Annotated in this window: 20 protein-coding genes and 1 pseudogene; 12 read left to right on the top strand and 9 right to left on the bottom strand. The window is 65.9% G+C overall.

What is annotated here, in order from left to right; all coding sequences use genetic code 11:
• Window positions 1–47 precede the first annotated feature (47 nt).
• The 9 genes from NI1_RS20970 (at window position 48) to NI1_RS20930 (ending at window position 8,914) form a co-directional block, all read left to right on the top strand.
• Entirely contained in the window at window positions 48–563 is a 516-nt protein-coding gene (locus NI1_RS20970) for a hemerythrin domain-containing protein (RefSeq protein ID WP_067823454.1), read from the top strand.
• Window positions 564–581: 18 nt separating this feature from the next.
• On the top strand, window positions 582–1,436 hold the full coding sequence (locus NI1_RS20965; protein WP_067823451.1) for an LLM class flavin-dependent oxidoreductase: 855 nt from the start codon (window positions 582–584) through the stop codon (window positions 1,434–1,436).
• A 309-nt stretch (window positions 1,437–1,745) separates the two neighbouring features.
• Window positions 1,746–2,795 carry a FecCD family ABC transporter permease gene (locus NI1_RS20960; protein WP_067823449.1) on the top strand — a complete coding sequence of 350 codons (1,050 nt, stop codon included), beginning with the start codon at window positions 1,746–1,748 and terminating at the stop codon, window positions 2,793–2,795.
• Window positions 2,796–2,820: 25 nt separating this feature from the next.
• Complete coding sequence (locus NI1_RS20955; protein WP_084523484.1) at window positions 2,821–3,801, top strand: ABC transporter substrate-binding protein; 981 nt, start codon at window positions 2,821–2,823, stop codon at window positions 3,799–3,801.
• Window positions 3,798–4,583, top strand: coding sequence for an ABC transporter ATP-binding protein (locus NI1_RS20950; protein WP_067823443.1), 786 nt, complete (start codon window positions 3,798–3,800; stop codon window positions 4,581–4,583). The genes NI1_RS20955 and NI1_RS20950 overlap by 4 nt, the downstream gene beginning before the upstream one ends.
• A gap of 7 nt (window positions 4,584–4,590) precedes the next feature.
• Window positions 4,591–5,370 (top strand): class I SAM-dependent methyltransferase, encoded by a 780-nt coding sequence (locus NI1_RS20945; protein ID WP_067823900.1) that lies wholly within the window; start codon window positions 4,591–4,593, stop codon window positions 5,368–5,370.
• Window positions 5,371–5,533: 163 nt separating this feature from the next.
• Window positions 5,534–6,376 (top strand): S1 family peptidase, encoded by an 843-nt coding sequence (locus NI1_RS20940; RefSeq protein ID WP_067823439.1) that lies wholly within the window; start codon window positions 5,534–5,536, stop codon window positions 6,374–6,376.
• A gap of 491 nt (window positions 6,377–6,867) precedes the next feature.
• Window positions 6,868–7,617, top strand: coding sequence for a DsbA family protein (locus tag NI1_RS20935; RefSeq protein WP_245663330.1), 750 nt, complete (start codon window positions 6,868–6,870; stop codon window positions 7,615–7,617).
• Window positions 7,618–7,747: 130 nt separating this feature from the next.
• Window positions 7,748–8,914: a glycoside hydrolase family 3 N-terminal domain-containing protein gene (locus tag NI1_RS20930; protein WP_067823433.1), complete on the top strand. Its 1,167-nt coding sequence runs from the start codon at window positions 7,748–7,750 to the stop codon at window positions 8,912–8,914.
• Here the strand turns inward: NI1_RS20930 and NI1_RS20925 are convergent.
• The 3 genes from NI1_RS20925 to NI1_RS20915 all read right to left on the bottom strand — a co-directional run bounded on the left by NI1_RS20925 (window position 8,889) and on the right by NI1_RS20915 (window position 11,141).
• Window positions 8,889–9,182, bottom strand: coding sequence for a 3-hydroxyacyl-CoA dehydrogenase NAD-binding domain-containing protein (locus tag NI1_RS20925; protein ID WP_067823430.1), 294 nt, complete (start codon window positions 9,180–9,182; stop codon window positions 8,889–8,891). The genes NI1_RS20930 and NI1_RS20925 overlap by 26 nt on opposite strands.
• Window positions 9,183–9,315: 133 nt before the next feature.
• Complete coding sequence (locus tag NI1_RS20920) at window positions 9,316–10,164, bottom strand: CPBP family glutamic-type intramembrane protease (RefSeq protein ID WP_084523481.1); 849 nt, start codon at window positions 10,162–10,164, stop codon at window positions 9,316–9,318.
• A gap of 38 nt (window positions 10,165–10,202) precedes the next feature.
• A complete protein-coding gene (locus NI1_RS20915) occupies window positions 10,203–11,141 on the bottom strand; it encodes a VOC family protein (RefSeq protein ID WP_067823424.1) in 939 nt (312 codons plus the stop codon).
• A gap of 443 nt (window positions 11,142–11,584) precedes the next feature.
• On the opposite strand from NI1_RS20915, the gene NI1_RS20910 reads away from it, so the two are divergent.
• On the top strand, window positions 11,585–12,520 hold the full coding sequence (locus tag NI1_RS20910; RefSeq protein ID WP_067823421.1) for an NmrA/HSCARG family protein: 936 nt from the start codon (window positions 11,585–11,587) through the stop codon (window positions 12,518–12,520).
• 314 nt (window positions 12,521–12,834) lie between these two features.
• Here NI1_RS20910 and NI1_RS39430 read toward each other — a convergent pair.
• Window positions 12,835–13,080 (bottom strand): annotated as a pseudogene (locus tag NI1_RS39430) (LamB/YcsF family protein); the annotation flags it as partial.
• Window positions 13,055–13,813: a 3-oxoacyl-ACP reductase family protein gene (locus NI1_RS20900; protein WP_067823415.1), complete on the bottom strand. Its 759-nt coding sequence runs from the start codon at window positions 13,811–13,813 to the stop codon at window positions 13,055–13,057. The pseudogene NI1_RS39430 and the gene NI1_RS20900, both read right to left, overlap by 26 nt.
• A 406-nt stretch (window positions 13,814–14,219) precedes the next feature.
• On the opposite strand from NI1_RS20900, the gene NI1_RS20895 reads away from it, so the two are divergent.
• Complete coding sequence (locus NI1_RS20895) at window positions 14,220–15,458, top strand: S1 family peptidase (RefSeq protein WP_157535234.1); 1,239 nt, start codon at window positions 14,220–14,222, stop codon at window positions 15,456–15,458.
• Window positions 15,459–15,522: 64 nt separating this feature from the next.
• Here NI1_RS20895 and NI1_RS39905 read toward each other — a convergent pair whose 3' ends face one another.
• Window positions 15,523–16,572 carry a collagen-like domain-containing protein gene (locus tag NI1_RS39905; protein WP_281179506.1) on the bottom strand — a complete coding sequence of 350 codons (1,050 nt, stop codon included), beginning with the start codon at window positions 16,570–16,572 and terminating at the stop codon, window positions 15,523–15,525.
• A 225-nt stretch (window positions 16,573–16,797) separates the two neighbouring features.
• Here NI1_RS39905 and NI1_RS37290 point away from each other — a divergent pair, with 225 nt between their 5' ends.
• Window positions 16,798–17,073, top strand: a complete 276-nt coding sequence (locus NI1_RS37290; protein ID WP_369690150.1) for a PLD nuclease N-terminal domain-containing protein — start codon at window positions 16,798–16,800, stop codon at window positions 17,071–17,073.
• On the opposite strand, the gene NI1_RS20885 is transcribed toward NI1_RS37290, so the two are convergent.
• The 3 genes from NI1_RS20885 to NI1_RS20875 form a co-directional block, all read right to left on the bottom strand.
• Window positions 16,994–17,962, bottom strand: coding sequence for a (2Fe-2S)-binding protein (locus tag NI1_RS20885; RefSeq protein ID WP_157535233.1), 969 nt, complete (start codon window positions 17,960–17,962; stop codon window positions 16,994–16,996). The genes NI1_RS37290 and NI1_RS20885 overlap by 80 nt on opposite strands.
• Before the next feature lie 203 nt (window positions 17,963–18,165).
• Complete coding sequence (locus NI1_RS20880; RefSeq protein WP_084523479.1) at window positions 18,166–19,371, bottom strand: sensor histidine kinase; 1,206 nt, start codon at window positions 19,369–19,371, stop codon at window positions 18,166–18,168.
• Between the two features lie 638 nt (window positions 19,372–20,009).
• Window positions 20,010–20,558, bottom strand: coding sequence for a chorismate mutase (locus NI1_RS20875; RefSeq protein ID WP_084523478.1), 549 nt, complete (start codon window positions 20,556–20,558; stop codon window positions 20,010–20,012).
• Window positions 20,559–20,807 lie beyond the last annotated feature (249 nt).

Raw genomic sequence — 20,807 nt, 5'->3', positions numbered from 1 at the left:
CAGCTGCCGCCTGAGAGGTAGGTGACTACTTGCCACAAGGAGTCGATATGTCGCAAGGTGACAGCACTCCAGCCGGGCGGCAGATGATCGCCCAACTACTACAGATTCACAACCCAATGCGTGCCGACATCGAAGTTCTCGACGAGGCGCTCGCACTGCTGTCGAATGCGACGGCGGACAGCAGCCGGGTCCCCGAAATGATCGCTGGGCTGACGGTGGCGAAGTTTCTGTGGCAGCTCCGGGTCAACTGCGACTACTTCTGCAATGTGCTGAACGGCCACCATGATCTCGAGGATCACCGCATGTTCCCTGTCATGCTGCGCCGATTCCCTGAGTTGGGGCCGGCGGTTGCACGACTCCGCTCCGAACACCGACAGGTGCATCAGCTCGTCACTGAAACCAAGAGTGCCGCATTGAATTTGACCGAGGAGCATCGCACTGTCGAACGCGCGCACGCCGCGATCAAGAACTTGGCTGAGCATCTGCGCGCGCATTTGAAGTTCGAAGAGGACACCATGTTCCCCTATTTCCGCCGGATGGATACCGACTGGCATCTGGGCTGACCGCGAAGGAACAGTTGCATGACGAACGACCGACGGCCGACGAAGTTCGGCTACTTTCTGATCCCCGACGCCACCGATCCAGCAGGACTGCTACGCACGGCGAGTCACCTCGATTCGCTCGGCTTCGACTATATCGCGGTACAGGATCACCCCTACCAGGAGTCGTTCCTGGATACCTGGACCTTGTTGTCCGCGATCGCAATTCGTACCGAGAGGATCTCGGTGCTTCCCGCTGTCGCCAACCTTCCCCTGCGCCTGCCCGCGGTGCTGGCGAAATCCGCAGCGACGCTGGATGTTCTATCCGGGGGTCGCGTGGAACTCGGGATCGGCGCGGGGGCATTCTGGGGGCCCATAGCGGCGATGGGTGGCGAAAAACGTTCACCGAGGGAGGCAGTCGCAGCGGTGCGCGACGCAATCGAGATCATCAAACTCATGTGGAGCGACCAAAGTTCGATTCGCTATTCCGGGAGTGTCTACTCCGTCGACGGTGCCCGGCCCGGGCCGAAACCTGCCCACGGCATCGGCATCTGGACGGGGGCATACGGGCCGCGGATGCTTCGCCTGACCGGTGAACTCGCCGATGGATGGCTGCCGAGTCTCGGCTACATCGATCTGGAGGGGCTGCGCGCTGGAAATCGGGTAATCGACGACGCCGCCGTGAAGGCCGGTCGCACCCCACAGTCGATCAGGCGGATTTTGACCATCGGAGTGGACCTCACGCCCGAACGGCTCCCGGAACTGCTTACCAGGCTCGCGCTCGACTACGGAATCGACACCTTCATACTCACCGGCCAGCCAACCGAGTCTGCGCTCGAAAGGCTGGCCACAGACGTGATTCCGCGCGTCCGAGAGGCCGTCGACGAAATTCGATAGGGCGAGCCTCGAGGGTCCCGACATCCCGACTCCTCCCGCTGAGCGAAAGCAATTCCTACGCCATCACTTCGGGGTCTGTGGTTTTGATTACGGGGGTGAGCGCGGACAGATGCCGGCCTCTTGGACGCCGCGTGCGGACGGTAACCGGGTCGAGGGGATAACGTCGCCGCGCATGCGAGACCGAACCAAATGGAGCAACCTCGCGGGCACCGGAGTGGAAGGGCAGAGTGCTCCCATCGTCGGCCTCGGACGAATGCTCCGGCGCGGCAGTCCCGAGCAGTTGCTCGCGGGCTATGGCGGGCCCTCCCGATGAGCGGTGTCATCGCGGGGATCCGGCGCAGACGGCGGCGGGCGGCATTCGTAATCGGAATGCTCGTGGTCGCTGCCGTGGTCACGGTGCTGGCCGCGCTGGCGGTCGGACCGGTATGGGTACCGCTGCGAACCGTCGTGGCGGTGCTCGGCGAACATCTGTTGTCGACCGGCCGGGGCCCCTGGTCCGCGGCGGCTGAGCACATCGTGTGGGGTACTCGCGCCCCGCGGATCGTGATGGCCGCCATCGCCGGCGCGGTGCTCGCTGCTGGAGGCGCGGTGCTACAGGCGGTGGTCCGCAACTATCTGGCGGACCCGTTTCTGCTCGGTTTGAATTCCGGTGCTTCGACCGGTGTGGCTTTGGTGGTGCTCCTCGGCGGGGTTGGCGCCGTTGCGTTCTCCGGCGCGGCGCTGGCCGGTGCGGTCGGTGCGATGGTGCTGGTCCTGGCCGTCGCCGGCGCTGCCAACCAGCGCGGGCCATTGCGTCTGGTGCTGTCCGGGCTCGCCGTCGGATATGCGCTCAATGCGGCCACCAGTCTTCTCATCTTCACCAACGCCTCGCCCGAGGCCGCCCGTTCGGTGATGTTCTGGCTGTTGGGATCACTCGCCGTCGTACAGCCGGCCATGATCGTCGCCGCCGGCGCCGCCGCTGCACTGGGTCTGGGTGTGCTGATGGTGGCGGCCCCGATGATCGATGCGCTGGCTTCCGGTGACGATTCGGCGCGAGCGGCGGGTATTGCCCCGGAGCGGGCGCGGCTGGTGTTGGCGGTGAGCGTATCGGCGATGGTCGGCGTCGTCGTGGCGGGCGTGGGCGGAGTCGGTTTCATCGGGCTGGTCACCCCGCAACTCGCCCGGCGGCTCGTGGGCGGTCGGCACCGCCTGGTCATCCCGGCGGCGGCGTTGCTCGGTGCGATCTTCCTGGTCGTGGCCGACACCATCGCCCGTACGGTCTTCAGCCCTCGTGAAATTCCGGTCGGTGTCGTCACCGGCATTGTCGGCGCGCCCCTGCTGCTGGTGTTGCTCAGATCGCAGACACCGGCGCGGCGATGAACTCTGAACAGATTGGAGGCCGGTAATGGCCCGTCGAACAACCATTTCCCTTGCCGCGTTGGCGGTTACCTGCGCGATCACCGTCGGATGCGCTGCGCCGGAGCCGTCGGCGAACGGCAAAGGTGATGCCGCGGAGCGGATTTCGGTGGACAACTGCGGAAGCCGGATCACGCTGGACGCCCCGCCCGAACGAATCCTGTTGGTGAACAACGACGCCTTACCCAACCTGGAGGCTCTGGACGCGGTCGGGAACGTCGTCGCGCTCACCACCCGCCCGCAGGCCGGGTTGTACCGCGCCGAGACCAACGCGACGCTGGAACGGCTGACGCCACTGACAGCCGCCAAGAACGCGACCGGTGGTTCGATCATCTCGAAGGAAGCCGTTCTCGGCGTCGAACCTGATCTCGTCATCGCACCCGAGAACGCTGTCGACCGTGGTGAACTCGAATCGGCGGGGATCGCGGTGTTCTCCCCGACCGCGTACTGCCTCGAACCCGGCGCGGATCTCACCGCGACCGCCACATTCGATCGGGTCTGGTCCGAAATGCGCTCTCTCGGAACTCTTCTCGGCAAGAAGGACCTCGCGGAGAAGGCTGTCACCGAAACCCCGCCCATGACTCGGACCCCGGCGCCGCAGGCGGATGCGGCGGCCCTGTACGTCGCCTCCGGCGGAGCGGCGCTTTCGGCCTACGGCGCCTCCAGTATGGTCACCCCGGTCTTCGAGGCGGCCGGTCTGCGCAACGTATATCTCGACTTCCGCGAGCGGGTGTTCGACATCAACGTCGAAGACCTGATCGCTCGTGATCCGGACACCATCGTGTTGCTGCACAACGGCGATCCACAGCAGACCATCGACAATTTCCGCACCAATCCGGGAGTGTCGGGTCTGAGCGCGGTGCGGGCCGGGCGGGTGGTGGCATTGGCCTTCCCGTACACCGATCCGCCCAGCATGCTGTCGGTACAGGGGCCGCGCGTCCTGGCGGAGTCGCTGGCCGCACTGCCATGATCAGCGCCCTCGACGTCACGGTCCGCGTCTCGGGCCGTACCCTGCTCGACCGGGTCAGCCTGACGGTGACCACCGGGTCGGTCACCGGCATCGTCGGCCCGAACGGCAGCGGCAAGTCCACGCTGCTGCGTGCCCTGCACGGCGCGGTGCGTTTGGCGAGCGGGAAAGTCGAGGTCGACGGGTGCGATATCAGCGCCCGGTCGAGACGCTGGATCGCACGCCGCGTCGCGACGGTGCACCAGCACGGCGACCTGGATCCCGCGCTGACGGTAGCCGAGGAAGTCGGCTTGGCCGGTCTGGCGCGACACGGTCTGCGGTCGGGGACCGGGCGGCGATTCGACCGGAGCGTCGCACGCGCGCTCGCCGCGCTCGACCTGGAAGACATTGCCGACCAGCCGCTTTCGACACTCTCCGGCGGTGAACGGCAGCGGGTGGCGGTCGCCCGCGCGGTGGCGCAGGCCGCCGGTCACGTTCTGCTGGACGAGCCGACCAACCACCTCGACATCCGGCATCGGCTGGAAATCCTGAACATGCTCGAGGCAATCGCCCCCACCGTCGTCATCGTGCTGCACGATCTCGATCTGGCGGCTCGGGTCTGCGATCATCTCGTCCTGCTCGATCGGGGGCGGGTGCTGCGAGACGGCGCCCCCTCGCAGGTGCTGAGCCCGGCCGTGATCGAACAGGTCTACGGGGTCCGGGCTCGGACATCACCCGACGCGGACGGATTTCCACATCTCACCTTCACCCTGCCGACTACAGCAGAAGGGCAAGCAATTGAATGAACAATCCGTGGCGGCACCGCGCGAAATCGCCCAGGCACTCGCCGAGCGCTGGGACGCACAGCAAACCGCCTACATCCGTCATCGGGCGGAACGGTTCGCCACCATCGCGCGCGTGACGGCCGCGGTCTGCGCGGATCGACCCGAGCCACGCGTGCTGGACCTGGCCGGCGGCCTCGGCTCACTCGGCCGGGCGGTGCTGGCCGAAATACCGCACGCGCACATCGTGATCGCGGACAAGGACCCGGCGCTGCTGGCTGTGGCCGCGGATCTCGCCGGCGGGGATCCCCGTCTCGAATTGGCCGATGTCGATCTCGCCCGAACTGATTGGTTCGAACATTCCGTGATCGCCCGGGAGCCCTTCGACGCCGTGGTCTCGTCCACGGCCCTGCACTGGCTGCAACCGGCAACACTGGTCGATGTCTATCGTGTTCTCGCACAGATGGTCCGGCCGGGCGGGATCGTCATGAACGGCGATCACCTGTCCTACGATTCGCACGGCGAGAGCGTTCTCGCCGCGATCGCGAAGGCCGACGACGAGGCCAATCAGCGGGCGAGTTTCGGCCGGCGGGTGGATACCTGGGACGAGTGGTGGCAGGCGGTCGCCGCCGAACCCCGATACGCGGCGGCTTTCGCACGCCGAGACGAGATCTGGGGGCCGGAGCTGCATATCGCACCGCCAAAAGTCACGCTCGGGCTGCACCTCGAGGCGCTTCGCTCGGCCGGATTCCGGCAGTGCGGCACCGTGTGGCAATACCTCGACGACCATGTCGTCTACGCCATTCGCTGAGCGAATTGAAACCGTTGCGGGACAATGAAGGTGACAGAGCCGGCATTTGTCCGCTGATGCCCTGTTCCGTCGGCCGAGGTAGCGATTAGCGTTGGTGGCCATGCGAATTGGACGTTTGGCATCCGCAGGGCGAACCCCATTCGGTGCGTATCGGCGGACGGCCGTGGCTATCGTGGCCGGATTGACTTTCCTGCCAATCGGTTTCGCGGAGACGCGGGCGGCTCCGGTGCCCGAGGACCGGGAGGTCTCGACCCGGGAGGTGCCGTACATGGCACGGGTGCTCGTCAACGAATCGGCGAGTTCCGGCGGCGAGAAATGGCGGCACGACTGTGGCGGGACGTTCGTGTCGCCGGTCCGAGTGCTGACGGCTGCCCATTGCGTGATCGGCAGCGCGCCTTCGGAATCCGGAGGATCCGAGGCACTCGTATATCCGCCGGGGATGTTCCGTGTAGCCCATGGAAGCGATGAAATGGCTCCGTCCGGAGGGGAAGTCCGCGCTGTTTCCGATATCTGGTTCTACCCGGGATACACGCGCGAGCGAGGCAGCCTCGGCGAGATTCCCGACGTGGCGATTCTGACGCTCGACAGCCCCGTTCCGGAAGCCGAGGCCTTGCCCTTGGCGACGGCTGGCGATGCCGGCGCCTATGCGCCGGGTACGGAAGGGACGGTGTCGGGTTGGCCCAGAGGCGGCGACCATCTCCGACAGGTGCGCGCCACCGTGATCGACCGGGCCGAATGTGACTTCGCAATGGCGCCCGAAGGTGCTCCGCAGCCGCCGACGGGTTCGACCAGTGGCAGTGGCTCTCGGGGCCAGGCCCGTCCTGAAAAGTATTTTTGTGCGCGCGCGGCGGTCCGGCCCGGAGATTCGGGTAGTGCATTCGTCTGGCAGGACAAGGTAATCGGCATAATGTCGCAGGGTAAGTCGATGGACGGTACGGAGCAGAGGCTGGCGGCTTTCACGAATACGCTGGCGATATCAGCAGAACTCGCCTCGCATATCTCCTGAGCCGTCCGGCACGAATTCGCGACCCTGCTCGGCGGGTCAGGCGTCGGGCGATGGCGTTCCCGAGGCCAAAGGTGGGCCGGAGCGGACACTTCGCGGTCCGAGCCTTCCGGTCCGGCCGCGGCGACTATTACCGTCGAATCCGGTCGAAGCGAATTCATGCGGGGATCGCGCTTACGACTCACGGATGCCGCCCAAGTGCCGCAACGCCCGGGCGGCATCCGTGCGGCCGAGAGGGAGTTATCCCGCGCCGCCGGAAACCCCGTCGAGCACAAGCAATTCAGAGGTGGCCAGGTCTTCGGCCGCACCTCGTTCGAAAGGTAATACCGTGTCACCCGATTTCCTGCGTGCCCTGCTCGCGCCCTTTCTGCACTACCCGGTCGCGCCGCTGCCGACGTTCACGATGCCGTTGAAACCGTTGCGGATGTAGCGGTCTCGGCCGGTCTCGAAACAACTCGCCGCGCACCAGTTTGCTTTGGGAATGAGGAGGCACAGTGTCAGCCAGCGCCGACCGACGCAGAAATCCCGTCGCTGACATGGAGCGAATCCAGCGCAGACGACGAATATTCACCCAATGCGTTGTTGCCGCAGTTCTTCTCGGGCTGATCGCGTGCATCGGCGTCTCGCTGACATCGCGCACCGAGAATCGTAGCTCTCGCGCCGAATACCTCGGGCCGACTCCGGCCAATGTCACCGATGCGGGCGCCGTTCGAATCGGTCGACCGGAATCGCCGGTCAAGATCCGCGTAGTCACCGACCTACAGTGTCCCGCCTGCCGGATGTTCGAACAGGCGAATGCCGCCGTACTCGACGAAGCGGCCGCCGGCGGCACCGCCGTTGTCGAATACAGCATCATCGCGTATCTGGATGCGGCCTCCAACGGCAACGCTTACTCGTCGCGGGCCGCCAACGCTGCCTATGTCGTCGCTTCGGCGGACGTCACCAAGTTCTCGCGGTGGCTCGAGCTCATGTTCGAAAGGCAGCCGGCCGAGGGCACCGAAGGCATGACCGACGATCAGCTCATCGCGATCGCAGTCGAATCCGGGTATGCGGATCCTGATGTCGCTCAGCGTATTCGATCGAATGTCTACGGTGACTATGTGAAGAGCGTCACCCAGCGGGTGCTCGACGACGGCGTGAACGCGACACCGACGGTCACCGTCGATGGCAAGCAGATCCAGGACGCGCGGTCGCTGATGAGCCCGAACGGGATGAGAGCAGCGATCGAGAAAGCAGGCAAGTAGCTCGGCGACTGCCATGCCTGCCGAACCTCGACCCTCGGGTTGTGGTCTCGGCCGTCGGAAGGACGGCAGTTGCGGACAACTTCGGCAGCCCGGTCCAGCCGCGCCTGCGCGGCGGCTAGCGTCGGCCGGCATGCGACTATTCCCTGGGATTGTGCTCGCGTCCACCGCGGTGGCCCTCGCCGCCTGCTCGAGTGGCAGCGGCCCGACGAACCACTTGGCTACAGGTAACAGAGAATCCGTCAAAGCCAGTCAAGTGCTGCCCATCAACTCGAACGTGCAACAGGATTGCTCCGCACGGTACTTAGATCAGTTCACACTGCGGCAGAAGCTCGCGCAGTTGCTGACCGTGGGTGTTACCGGTGCCGCCGACGCCGAGAGCGTGATCGAGACCGAGCAGGTAGGTGGAATCTTCGTGGGCAGCTGGACCGATAAGGCGATGCTGACCGACCAGGCCACGATGGCAAAGGTCAAGGCGGCAGCGCGGACTCCGCTCATGGTGACTATCGACGAGGAGGGCGGCCGAGTCTCGCGGGTCAAGGACCTGATCGGACCCGCGCCCTCGGCCCGGGTGGTCGCGCAGACCATGACCCCTGAGGAGTTCTACACCTTCAGCCTTGATCGGGCACGGAAATTGAAGGCGCTGGGCGTCACGGTGGATTTCGCACCCGTGGTCGATGTCAGTTCGCAGCCGGGCGATTCGGTAATCGGCGACCGTTCGTTCTCCGATGATCCGAACGTGGTGGTGCAGTACTCGGAGGCGTTCATCCGCGCCTACAACGAGGCCGGTATCGGCACGGTCATGAAACATTTCCCGGGTCACGGCTCCGGCTCCGGCGATTCGCACACCGGCGCGGTGCGCACGCCACCGCTGGCCGAGTTGCAGGCCAAAGACCTGATTCCGTATCGCAAACTGGCCGATTCCGGGGCTGCGGTGATGGTCGGCCACCTGGATGTGCCCGGTCTCACCGAGCCGGACAAGCCGGCCAGCATCAGTCCACAAGCCATGGCGCTGCTGCGACAGGGCACAGGCTACGATTCCGCACCCTTCGAGGGGGTGATCTTCACCGATGATCTGGGCGGGATGGAGGCAATCACGGCGCGTATGAGCATCGCCGAGGCGGCGGAAGCCACGCTGATCGCGGGGGCTGATAATGCCCTGTGGATCACCACTGACGCGGTGCCGCAGGTGTTGGATCGGCTCGAGCAGGCGGTGCGTGGCGGCCGTCTGCCGCAAAGCCAGGTGGATGCCTCGGTGCTACGTATGGCGAAGTTCAAGGATGCCGCGCCGCATTGCTGAAACGCGACGCCGGGTGGCCCGTGCGGATTGTTGGGGGGGCGGCGCGCAGAATCTCGCCGAAGATCCGTTGTTTGACGTGCAACTGCTCCGGACCGTTTTCCTGGACCAGGTCAGCGGCGTGTACCGCCTCGGCAAGGTTCGCGGTCCAGGTGGCGTCGGGCCCACCGCCGAACTCGGCGTCGATGAGCGCGCCCACTACGATCCGGTGCTGGCCCAGCGCGCTTTTCGAGTGCAAAGCCGAGTGGAGCGCATCCTGGAAGAACACCATCGGACTGTCCTGACTCGGTGGAATCACCGACCCGGTGTGGGAAGCCCGACTGCTCGGGCGATAGCGGGGGAGCGGAACAGCGGGTAGCAGCGGACAACTCGCCATCGATGATTCCGCTGCTACTGCGCTGAATCTATTGACCTGGGTGCCGGGTTGGCGCTTGACGACTTCCGGAACTTTTTCGATAGACCACGATGACTACCGCGATCAATAAGGCGTTCAGGGGGATGTTCGCCCACGTGAGGAGCGGTAGGTTCCACAGCTGGGGTATTTGGATGAGCAGGTCGTGGATGATGTGGATCGTAATGAGCGGCCAGAGGATTCGGCTGTTGCGGTACGCCCACGCCGCACCTGCCGCCCACACCGCCTTCTCCAGGACGGCCCAGCCGTAGTAGATATGAAAAGCCAGCCTGGCGACGATCGCGGCCAAGTATATTGCCGCAGTAGGGGTTCCATACAATTCGAGGATTCTCACGACCGCGGCGTTGGCGACGATCTCCTCACCGATACCGGCCGCGAGCGCCCAGGTCGCCCATCCGAGTGCCTGTAGTGACAGATCTGCGGTGGTGGATGAGCTGGGGTAGCTGGGGCTGGTCGTTATCGCGTCGAGAAGCACGCTGATGGGCGCGGCGATCAGTTGTGATATGACCCAGATGCCAGCCGCGAAAGCGCCTGTGAGCAAAGTGTTGCGGCCCATGGAACGCACGGTCAGCGGTGCGCCGAGCATGCGGAACAACAGATACAGCGCCGCGGACACGGTAATGGCGAGCAGATTGAAAGCCACGAACCACCACCATTGTTCGCTGGTGCGTTCGACCGTGCCGGAGGGCTCGATCAGAACTCGCGCGGCACTGAACATGGGAAGCCCGAAAGCGATCAGGTAGGCGAGAAGGACAGCGGCGGCCAGTGCGCGGCGGCTCCGAGTCGTCGCACGCCGAGTGAGGGCGGGGACGGGAAGGGGCCAGGACAAGGGGTTGTGCATCGTGCGTTCCTTCGGTCGTATTTCCCGGGTCCCGCGCGTCAGCTACCGTGCCCGTTGATCATCAGGTCGGCCAGATCCTCGGGAGCCAGGAACGAGGGTGGCGGTGGCGGGCCCCAGCTGTAGAGGCCCTTCGCGCCCGCCACGACCTCCGGTTTCCACAGTGCGTCCTCGACGACGCAGTCCAGATCCGAGTAGTACTCGGAGAAGTTGCCCGCCGGATCGCGCAGGTACCAGAAGAAGTTCGAGCCGATGTGATGTCGACCGAGGCCCCAGACATGGCGTTCGGGATGCGCGGCGAGCATGGCGGTGGCGCCGCGGCCCACCTCGTCGACGTCGTCCACTTCCCAGGCCGTGTGATGCAGGAAGCGCGCCGGCGCCTGCTGCACGAGCACATTGTGGTGGTCGGTCGAACAGCGCAGGAACGCGGCGAGCCCCGGCACGGTGTCGCTGACCCGCAGACCGATCCCCTCGGTGAAGAAGCGTTGCGAGCGTTCCTGATCGGTGGAGCCGAGTACCACGTGCCCGAGCTTGCGGGGGCGCACCGGTGTGGTGCGCAGGACCGCGGGCGCACGGGTGTCGGGGCGCTCCGGCGATCCGGGAGCGTTGTACGGCGGTGTGTGCGTAGGGGTTTGGCGCAGGTGCTCGGTGATCTCGACGACCACGCTGGTTCCGGTGCCGACGTCGAGCGCGCGGACACTATTGTCCGTTCGGGTGGCGGCGACCTCCAGCCGGGCCAACGCGGACGCGATTCGGTCGAGATCGTCGGGGTCGTCGGCGCCGATGCGCAACTCGTGCAGTCGCCTGCGTTCCGAATGAACCAGCCGCAGTTGATCTCCGCCGTCGACTGTTGCGAGAAGTGCGGTGCCGGTGCCGGTTTCGTGCTCGCTGGGGGCGAGCCCGAATTCCGTGTAGTAGCGGCTGGTCGCGGTGACATCGGGTACCCCGATGGTGATCTGGTTCAAACGATGCAGTGCCATGTCGAGCCGGCTCCTTCAACCCCCCGTGCAAGGTCGCTGAGAGTGACGGAGGCGACGCTAACGATCACGCGATCCGTGCCGAGGTTCCGTAGCCGATATTGTCCGGTTCGCCCCCGCTATGGGCAGTTTCGAGCGCCGCGAGCCGGTGCGAGGTAGACCCTTCGCTCGGGCTTCGCGCAGGCAAGGGGGTATCGGGACAATGCGGGTGGCGTATCGGACGGTGCGTTCCGAACAGGTAGGCGCGAGTTTCGGATCGGTCTATCTTCGGCAACCATGTTCGGTTTGTTTGCCCTGCTCACGGGCTACTTGCATCAGCCTCTCCGCAGTCTCGAGCGCCCCGGTGGATACCACCCGCTGCCACTCGTCGTCCCGATCTGACAGTGGTCCCCGAACGGCCCTCGGTATGGGCGCGTCGTCCTGGATTCGGTGAACGGAAAGGCGATATGAGCTCAGCTGAAGGTCCGGACCTGCGTACCGCTGTCGTGTTCGGCGCGACCGGTGCGCAAGGCGGCAGTGTCATCGATCATTTGCTCCGCGGCGGGACTTGGCGGGTGCGTGGGGTCAGCCGGAATCCGGCCGGTCCGGCGGCGCAGCGAATGACCGCACGCGGTGTCGAGATGGTGCGGGGTGATCTCGACGATCCGGGGGTCGGTGATCAGGTACTGCCCGGCGCCGACGCGCTTTTCCTGGTGTCCAATTTCTGGGAACCGCAGCAGCGCGGTGAGTACGAACAGGGACGTGCCGTCATCGATGCCGCGCTGCGGCATGGGATCACGAATATCGTGTACAGCAGTCTGCCCGGCGTCTGGGATATCACCGGCGGGGCGCTGGATGTCCCGCACTACGAGGGCAAGTTCTCGGTGGAGAAGCACTATCGTGACGCGGGGGCGCCGGTCGCGTTCGTGCATCCCGGTTGGTACTACCAGAATTGGCTCGAGGTGCCACTGCTCAAGCTGTTCCGCGACGTCGATGGGGTCGCAACGTTCGCGAATACTTTGCGGAACGGCAGTCTTCCGATTCTCGACATCCGCGATCTCGGCGGGGTCGTGGCGCGCATGCTCGCGGATCGGGAGAGCTACTACGGCGTAACCGTCCCGGTGATCAGCGAGCTGCGCACCTCCGATCAAATTGCCGAAACGTTCAGCCGGGTGCTCGGCGAGACGGTGCGCCACCGCCCGAAGTCGGCCGCCGAGTACAGCGTCGACGAACCCACCAGGGACCTGGCCCAGATGTTCGAGTTCTTCGATCGCCATGCCGCCGATTGCTGGGGAGACGGGACGGTTACCCGCCTGATCTATCCGGCGATGAAAACCTTCGAGACGTGGGCGACGGAATCGGTGCCCGAGATCCGCGCCGCCCTGGACCCGGCAGCGAACTGAACCGGCATCGGCCGGCCGCAGCTGCCCCGCCAGTAGGTCTCGGCGTGGGCATCGTTGCGGTCATAGAGGGGGCATACCGGTCAGTCACCGCGCACAGGTCGGATCGATAGTGGCGGCGGGCCTACCGTCGATGGAGTGTGGCCGGTCGACCACTCCCGGCCGGCCACACGCTCGAGCGGGTGCGGCGCGTGAAACCGACGTATGACGCACCGAACGGTAAGCAGTCCAAAGAATCCCGGTGCACGCGCCGGGGGTTCCGCAATCCCCTCCTTCCAACCGGGGAGACCACGCTGCGCGCCGTACCCGCCTCCGGCCAGCTCGTCCGGTGCGACAACCATGGTGCGGCGGCCGAAACCGGCCAGATCGCGATAGCCGACGTGCGCTTCGATACGGACGCCCTTCTCCACCGCGAGCGCGCAGGTGCGGCGCATGATGGCAGGATCGCCCGCGTGGAAACCGCTGGCGATGTTCGCACTGGCCACCACATCGAGCATGGCGTCGTCATCGCCCATGCGATGGGCCGCGGTGCAGATTTCAGACCGCGAAGCCGCCGTCGACATCCCAGCTGGTGCCGGTGATGAAACGAGCTTCGGGGCGGGCGAGATAGGCGACGGCACTGGCGATGTCGGCCGGTTCGGCGTAGTGGCCCAGCGGCAGCATCGCTCGCATGGTATCCGCGAATTCGCGTGTGTCGTCCGGATTCATATCGGTATCGACGGGCCCCGGTTGCACGTTGTTCACGGTTATGCCGCGTGGTCCCAGTTCGCGGGCCAGACCGCGGGTCAGCCCGGCGACAGCAGCTTTGGTCATCGCGTATACCGCGGTCCCCGGCAGTGGGACGCGAGTGGCGTTGATGCTTCCGATGGTGATGATCCGCCCGCCGTGGCCCATATGAGCGCTCGCGGATTGGATGGCGGTGAAGACGCCACGCACGTTGACCGCGACCAGGCGGTCGAACTGCTCGAGCGTGAATGCCCCGAGCTCGGCGTGATGTACGACTCCGGCGTTGTTGACCAGGATGTCGAGAGCACCGAACCGTTGGACGACTTGCGCGACAGCGTCGTTGACGGCACGGGGGTCGGCGGCGTCCGCGCGGATCGCGACCGCGCTGCCGCCACGACCGGTGATGGTTTCGACGAGTGCCCGCGCCTCCGCTTCGGCCTGGCTGTAGGTGAAGGCCACTGCCGCGCCGTCGGCGGCAAGGCGGTCGACGATCGCGGCGCCGATGCCCCTGGAACCTCCCGTCACCAGTGCGATCTTGCCCTGCAATACGCGTTCGTTCTGCTGGCTCACGCCTGCTCCTTGGATCAGCTCGATTGATTCGTTGATCAGTGCTGGTAATGCGGCAGCCGATCGGAAGCCGGGAATTTTCCTCGCCGATGTCTGACCGGTGGTCGAAAGAATGGACGTCCAACCGGTTGGCGAAGTGGAGGGAGAAAGAGATTTACTGCCGTGGTCAGGCTAATAGCAGCACCGCGTGACCGACAGGGTGCATTGCCTCGATGTCCGGTATTCCCCTCGCTCTTCGAGATATCGCTACTCGTGGTTCAGTGTGCGCAAACCGAGGGTGATTCCGAGTATTCGGCCCTGGCGATCGGGTTCGACCATCGGGGGAGGTTCACCCCGGGGAGAGCTTCGGGCGGACAGATCGTTTTTACTGTTTGTGTGGTTGAAGTGGGTCTGTCTAGCTTCAGCAGGCATGGTTCGATTCTTCGCTCGTGGCGCCGCCAGATCTCGGCTGCTGCTCTGCATTGCTGCCACGCTGCCGTTCTCGATGGTCGCGATGACCGGCGCGGCGGCAGAACCCGACACCACCTATGCCGCGGATGCACGACAAGCGTTGACTGCCGCGCTTGAGCGAGATCTGGGGCTCGATCCACAGGAATACTTGAGACAGGTCGATCTGGCGCAACGTTTGCACGGCTTTGCCACAGAACTGCGTCAACGTTTTCCGGGTGCGGTGACAGGAGAATGGCTGGACCGCCAGGGCCGCGCGGTGGTCGCCCTTCAGCACGATTCCGCGGCGGCCCGTGAAGCAGCTCAGCGGGCCGGCATCCTTGCTGTCGATGCCACGGCGACGCCTGAACTGCCGACAGTTCGAGCTGATTCGGTTCGGCAGGTGCTGATGGATGCCGTTGCGAACTCCGGCGGCGATCAGGCTGCGGGGGGAGACCCCTTTTACGCCGAAAACACCAACTGCTCTTGGGCATTCAACGCCGCGGACAGCAGCGGCGATCCGGTCGTGCTCACCGCGGGTCACTGCAATCCGACCGCGGTCGACGGAGAGAAGGTGCAGACGTTCGCCATGCCGCCGGGCCCCACCCGTGGCACGGCGACCGGCGAATTCGACAAAACCGTGAATGACGGCCGGCGGGACTACGCGATCGTCCGGATCCGTGAAGAGGTCAAGGGATCCTTCGACAACAGCTTGGTCCGCACCGCGAACGGAACCCTTTCGATCACCGGCGTAGGCATTCCAGTGGTGGGTGCGCCGGTGTGCAAATCCGGTGCGACCACAGGATTCACCTGCGGGGTGATCACCCAGCTCGACCAACCCGATCCGCAACGACCGCCGACCCGTTTCATGCACAGCGCGTTCACCCTGCCGGGGGACAGCGGGGGCCCACTGGTCTCGGGAACATTGGCGATGGGCGTCGTAAGCAGAGGCGGGTTTATCGACTTCGGTAAGCCGATACGGTTTCCGACCAACAAGCCGGAAAAAATGCCGTCGATTGATGTTCCCGATATCCCATTGGCCGACGAGATCAAGCAACTACTCGTCGATATCGCCGATATCGTCGATACTCGGTCACTACTACAGCAACTCGGGCCGTTAGTGGATCAGCTCGTGCGAGCCGTTCCCAGCATTGTCATGATCGCTCAGAGCGCGGTCGACGTCCTCGCGGAGAACCCCGGTTTGCAGCTCCGCACCGAGTGAACGGCTGTGGGGCCGGCCGATACCCGGTGCGGAGTTCCCAGCGTGCGATGCGGAGGAACTACAACTACCAGGTCTCCCCGTCTCTGTCTGGGTCGTAACCTCGCTGGAGCAGTGGCATTTCGATGCCGCCCGCGGGTGCGCCCGGACCGCTGTAAACGATTTTGTACCGGTAACTGGTGGCACCGCTGATCTGTTCGAGCGTGAACCATTGGGACACATTGAGCTTGGTCAGCATGTCGCTCACCTGGTCCGGCGTCAGGTCTCCGAGCGCTTGGTTGAGAGAGGCGGCATCAATGCCACCGGGCTCGCCCTTGTCGCCCTTCTCTCCCTGTGGTCCGGCAGGGCCTGCGGGTCCGGTGTCGCCTTGTGGTCCGGCTGGTCCGGTGTCGCCCTTCTCTCCCTGTGGTCCGGCAGGGCCTGCGGGTCCGGTATCGCCTTGCGGTCCGGTCGGTCCGGTGTCGCCTTGTGGTCCGGTGGGGCCGGTGTCACCTTGTGGTCCGGTGGGTCCTGCGGGTCCGGTGTCGCCTTGTGGTCCGGTGGGTCCTGCGGGTCCGGTGTCGCCTTGTGGTCCGGTGGGGCCGGTGTCACCTTGCGGTCCGGTGGGACCGGTGGGACCGGCTGGACCCTCGTTGCCGGTATCTCCCTTGGCACCCGCGGGACCCGCCGATCCGAGTGCACCGAGGAGGGCGGCGGAGCCCGTCGTGAGGCCCGCGAGTCCGCCGAGTGTGCTTTCCCCGGCCCCCGCGCCGGCCGCACCCAGTCCGGCCGAGCCGGTCGCGGCCGAACCGGAACCGAGCAGGCCCGCCTCCGAGGAACCCAGCATCGCGGAGCCGACAGCGGCTGATCCGACCGCGGCGGAACCGATTGCGGCCGAACCGGTCAGGGCTCCGAGGCCGGCGGCGAGGGCCGCGCCGCCGGCCAGCGTTCCGGTGTCGAAGCAGGTTCGGTCGGCCAGGCAGTCCTGGCCGGCGGCGGGCTCGATGGCTGCATTGCCGAGCAACGACACGCCGTTGCCAGGATCCGCGGTTGCGGGCGATACGAGAATGCTCGGCGCGGCGAGAAGGCCGACGGAGACCAGCAGTCCAGGTCCTGCCTTCCGTAATTTCCCTGTCATATCCCCTCTTTCGATGAACAGATCGTTTATCCGGCTACCGCAGGCTGCGGTTATGTCATTCGACTATGAAAGAAATTGGGCGACAAGGGGGTTGCCGGACGGAAAGGGGGCGCATCGGACATGTCGCGGAGGCGAGATCGGGGGGAGGACCGGCCGCTGGAATGGGCGATGCGGTCAGGTTGCTGACGGTGTGGGGTTCACCGCCGGCGGTGGCGATTGAATCGCATGATGGGTGAAACGATTTTCGTCGCGTCGGTGCCGGCTGCACCGGACAGCGATTCCATCGGCGGGACCGTCGCCGGTATCGCATTGATACTTTTGATTTGCGTGGTCGTAGTGCTCTTCGTGGCAGCCGTGGTGAGCGCCGTTCGTTCCCGCAATTACGCGGCCGGCGGCAAGGCGGTGTGGATTCTGCTCATGTTCACTTTTCCGCTTCTGGGACCGGTGGTTTGGTTCGTCTGGGGTCGCCGGTCCAGCATGGTTCCGCCGCAGTCCTCATAGCTCCGCGCGGGCAGCCCGCGCACTGTTCGGCCGGGCGAACCGCGTAGTACAGACAGCAACTGAGCTGGGTTCGGCACCAGCCGTGCGGGCCCCGGATGAAACGCGCGCCACCGGGAAAGCGGCCGATCGCGTGGGGGAGCAATCGAGTAACGGCGGCGACGGCGGCGTCCTCGGTGCCGAACACACGCCCGATATGCCAGACGCTGTCCGCCAGTTCATCGGCCGCCAGGCCCCACAGTGCCCGGTCGCCGCGTCGCGTCTCACCGCGAAAAGCGTTCAGGATCGGAGCCAGTCGGTCGGCGACGGTCGTGCGCAGACGCACGGCCAGGTCTTCCGGATCGCTCGCGATGTCGGCCACGGCCTCACCGGCGAGCGGATCGGAGGCCGAACAGTGCAGACGCTCGATGCGCGCCACCGACAGCCTGCGCTCGGTGGGATGAAAAGCGGTGTGCGGCAGTGATATTACGGGAACTCGCTGCTCCAGATACCACGGCCCGGTCAGGGCGGCCACCGCGGTGAAGGCGTAGCGATGCAGTGCCCAGGTCGCGGCGATCCACCGCGGCGGCGCGACCCCGTGGGTTTCGGTGATCCGCTGTTGCTCTCGATCTACCAGCGCGGCAACGACATCGGCGTTCGAGGCGATCGATTGCGCTGAAAACCAGCCGTCGGCACCGTCTCTCGGTTCGGTGTCGATATTCAGCACCGGTGACGCGACGGTCAGCGCGGTGTAGGTCCCGGCCAACGGGTTGGCGGGCACGGTCATGCCAGGCCCCATCGCCGGGTCCCATCGGCCGCGGTCTTGTCTGCCATGCCGATTCCTTCCCCGCTCGGTAGGGCCTCGCGCGAACGCCGCCAGGAAGCGGGTGTTCCTGGCGGCGTCGCGGCCCACAGGACAGGGAGTCCCCCGACGACCGCCGGCCTGCCCGGTGAGCGAATCCCGAACCGGCACGCAGTTCCGGCGCTGGGATTCGAGATCGGATCCACGTGGTGGGCGGATCCACGGGTGACCGTATTCGACTGCGCGAGCGCCGACTATGCGTCGGACGCACGGTGTCCGCAACCAACCCCGTTGTGTCCGTTGCGGAACCGGATTCAGCCGTTCGGGCGGGTGCGGGGTGCGCGCAGGAGCACGGCGTAGCCGCCGGCAGCGTCGGGCCCGGCCTCCAGCGTGCCGCCGATCAGTTCCGCGCGTTCGCGCAACCCTTGCAGCCCCTGACCGCCGCCGGGCAATCCGATATGCGTGCCATCACCGGCCGTATTGTGAACGCGGACAACAATTTCCCGATCGTCGGCGGTGAACTCGACGGTCACCCGCGCGCCCGGGGCGTGCTTGCGCACGTTGGTCAACGCCTCCTGGACGGTGCGGTAGATCGTGCGCTGGGTGGGACCGGTGAGATCGGCGGCCGGGACGCCCTGTACTTCGAGGTCGAGTTCGCTGTCGGCGAGCAGCTTCGGCAGATCCGCGGTGATCGGATGCAGGTCGAGCGAATCGGCGGTGCGGAACCCCGAGGTGCGCAGAATGCCGAGCACGTTCCGCAGTTCATCAAGGGTCTGTACGCACATACCGCGAATGGTCGCCGCCGCGGACCGGGCATCGTCGTTCGGATTCGTCATCTCGAGCGCGCCCGCCCACACGGCGATCAGGCTGACATTGTGTGACACCACATCGTGCAGTTCGGACGCGAGCTGATTCCGTTCCCGCGCGATGGCGCTCTGGGTGCGCAGCCGGACGCTTTCCTCCCTGGCACGTTTCAGTTCGAGATAACGGTCTTGCAGGCTGAGGCGAGCCGTGACGAGGCGGCCGAGCAGCACCGGGGCTGCGCCGAGCATCAGCGAGAGCAGCGAATCGTTGATCAGCGAGCCGATGTCGGTGCGAGAAATGCGGGCGTCCGGCGAGGTGAAGACGGTGTAGCCGGAGGCGGCGTACCAGACGTTGACCGCGGTGATGGTGAGCACGCAGCCGATGAGGACGACCGCGGAGGTGTATCGGCGGCCCACGTTGTACGCGGCGACCATCGCGGGCACCAGGGTCTCGATCCCGGCCGGGATGCTCACGGCGAAGGTCAGCAGCGGAAAGCGCCGGCGCACGATCAGCAGCAGGATCGCGGCCACGGTCCAGGCGATCAGGGTCGGATTGGTTCCGGTGCTCATGGTCAACCCCGCATGGGCGGTCGCGAGCACGACGGGCGCGTAGTACAGCAGCGTCGACCAGGGGCGGTGTTGCCGGTGCAGGCCGGTGCGGCGCCCGCCGTCATCCTCGGCGGCGCGGACCCTCGAAGATCGCTGCTGACGGGACATATCAGCACCGTAGTCAAAATGCGAGCGGATCCGTTCGAGCCTCCGATCCGTGCCGGTTGATTCGACGAGCCGAATCGGAGGCGAGCGAACGGGGGATTTCGGGTCTCGGCGTAGCGAAGGCGGACAATACCGGCCGCGACCGGTGAACGGGTGTCGCGCCGGGGACCAGGGGCGTCTAGCGTGTCGGCCTGTGACCAGGAACAGTTCGCGAGGGTTGGCCGTAGTAGTAGGGGAGCCAATGCTCTCGGGTCTGCGTGAACAGTCGCTCGTTCGGCAGGCGCGGTAAACCGCGGGTGGCGCGGCTGACGATCGCCACCGAACCCGTCCCGCGATGGCTCTCCCAATCCCGGACGAACTCGCGCGCGGCGCTCTCGCAGGCGGCGTAGTCCAAGCGTAGGCCGTGCACGCGAATACTCAGTCGCACATCGGGTTCGGTCGGGCGTGGAGAACACTGCCAATGGTGCATGAGATCACCCGCCGTTCGATGCCTGGAGCGTTCGGGTTCGAGGAGCGATACCGGTTTGTCCGGCTCTGGACCAACCATCTCTTCCCAGCATCGCGCGTGACCGGTCCGCGCAGAAACCCGCACCGGTCACCGCGACCGGAACTCCCCCGTCCTGGCCGAGATGGCGCGGCCCCTACCCGCAGTACGAGCGGGTCGCCCGGGTGAGCGCGAGCGCGTAGTCGGGCGACAGCCGCAGGGTCGGCACCGCGACGGTCACGGCGGCGGCCACCTTCATCGCGCAGTCCGCGGCGCGCAATTCCGCGCCGTCCCGCGCGATCGCCTCGACCATGCGGCGGTTGAGGGTGTCGATACGACCTCGGGCCGCGGCGAGATCGGGGCGTGCCGCGGGCGCCTGAGCGGGATCGAGCTTCCACTGGGCGAACCGCAGATATTCGATGGCCTCGGTGGCGTCTATCTGGTCCCGGAACACCCGGTGCACGTAGCCGGGATCGACGCCGCGGTCCGTCGCCATGGCCGTCACGGCGTCCAGCACCTGGCGTTCGCGGGGCGGGTCGTTGATCGGAATCTCGGTGCCCCACTTGGCTGCCGCGGCGTCGTCGGCGATGAGGAGCCGTTGCGCGGCGGCCTGGACCAGCTCGAACAATGGCGGCTGCGGGTCGGCGGCGGCGGTTCCGGCCACTACGCCGGCGTGGGTCGCGGCGGCCAGTGCGAAGGCGATCATCGGACGAAACATCGGTTCTCCCAGCGGTGTCGGTCGATCTGGACGATGGTTCCGGTGCCGCGGCTGCGACTGGCGTATCCGAGTGATATCCGAGAAGGGCGCGATGACCGCGGTCCGCGATTCGGATTGTCCGATCGGGAGACCCGCGTGGCCGATGTTGCCCCGCTGTCGTTGCTTTCGCCAATGATGTTGACAGTCAAGGGTTTTCCAGGACAGGTTGCGCCGGTACGGGATTGACATGTGACCGCC

This window comes from Nocardia inohanensis NBRC 100128 (genome assembly GCF_001612945.1).
In the GTDB taxonomy this organism is placed as follows: Bacteria; Actinomycetota; Actinomycetes; order Mycobacteriales; family Mycobacteriaceae; genus Nocardia; species Nocardia inohanensis.
Note: the sequence above shows the minus strand (reverse complement) of the source record. Positions and strands in the feature narration are given on the sequence as shown.

Excerpts from the sequence above, each read along its gene's own strand:
- NI1_RS20970 (WP_067823454.1), top strand. The coding sequence starts at position 48 with ATGTCGCAAGGTGACAGCACTCCAGCCGGGCGGCAGATGATCGCCCAA.
- NI1_RS20965 (WP_067823451.1), top strand. The coding sequence starts at position 582 with ATGACGAACGACCGACGGCCGACGAAGTTCGGCTACTTTCTGATCCCC.
- NI1_RS20960 (WP_067823449.1), top strand. The coding sequence starts at position 1,746 with ATGAGCGGTGTCATCGCGGGGATCCGGCGCAGACGGCGGCGGGCGGCA.
- NI1_RS20955 (WP_084523484.1), top strand. The coding sequence starts at position 2,821 with ATGGCCCGTCGAACAACCATTTCCCTTGCCGCGTTGGCGGTTACCTGC.
- NI1_RS20950 (WP_067823443.1), top strand. The coding sequence starts at position 3,798 with ATGATCAGCGCCCTCGACGTCACGGTCCGCGTCTCGGGCCGTACCCTG.
- NI1_RS20930 (WP_067823433.1), top strand. The coding sequence starts at position 7,748 with ATGCGACTATTCCCTGGGATTGTGCTCGCGTCCACCGCGGTGGCCCTC.
- NI1_RS20925 (WP_067823430.1), bottom strand. The coding sequence starts at position 9,182 with ATGGTGTTCTTCCAGGATGCGCTCCACTCGGCTTTGCACTCGAAAAGC.
- NI1_RS20920 (WP_084523481.1), bottom strand. The coding sequence starts at position 10,164 with ATGCACAACCCCTTGTCCTGGCCCCTTCCCGTCCCCGCCCTCACTCGG.
- NI1_RS20915 (WP_067823424.1), bottom strand. The coding sequence starts at position 11,141 with ATGGCACTGCATCGTTTGAACCAGATCACCATCGGGGTACCCGATGTC.
- NI1_RS20910 (WP_067823421.1), top strand. The coding sequence starts at position 11,585 with ATGAGCTCAGCTGAAGGTCCGGACCTGCGTACCGCTGTCGTGTTCGGC.
- NI1_RS20895 (WP_157535234.1), top strand. The coding sequence starts at position 14,220 with ATGGTTCGATTCTTCGCTCGTGGCGCCGCCAGATCTCGGCTGCTGCTC.
- NI1_RS39905 (WP_281179506.1), bottom strand. The coding sequence starts at position 16,572 with ATGACAGGGAAATTACGGAAGGCAGGACCTGGACTGCTGGTCTCCGTC.
- NI1_RS37290 (WP_369690150.1), top strand. The coding sequence starts at position 16,798 with ATGATGGGTGAAACGATTTTCGTCGCGTCGGTGCCGGCTGCACCGGAC.
- NI1_RS20880 (WP_084523479.1), bottom strand. The coding sequence starts at position 19,371 with ATGTCCCGTCAGCAGCGATCTTCGAGGGTCCGCGCCGCCGAGGATGAC.
- NI1_RS20875 (WP_084523478.1), bottom strand. The coding sequence starts at position 20,558 with ATGATCGCCTTCGCACTGGCCGCCGCGACCCACGCCGGCGTAGTGGCC.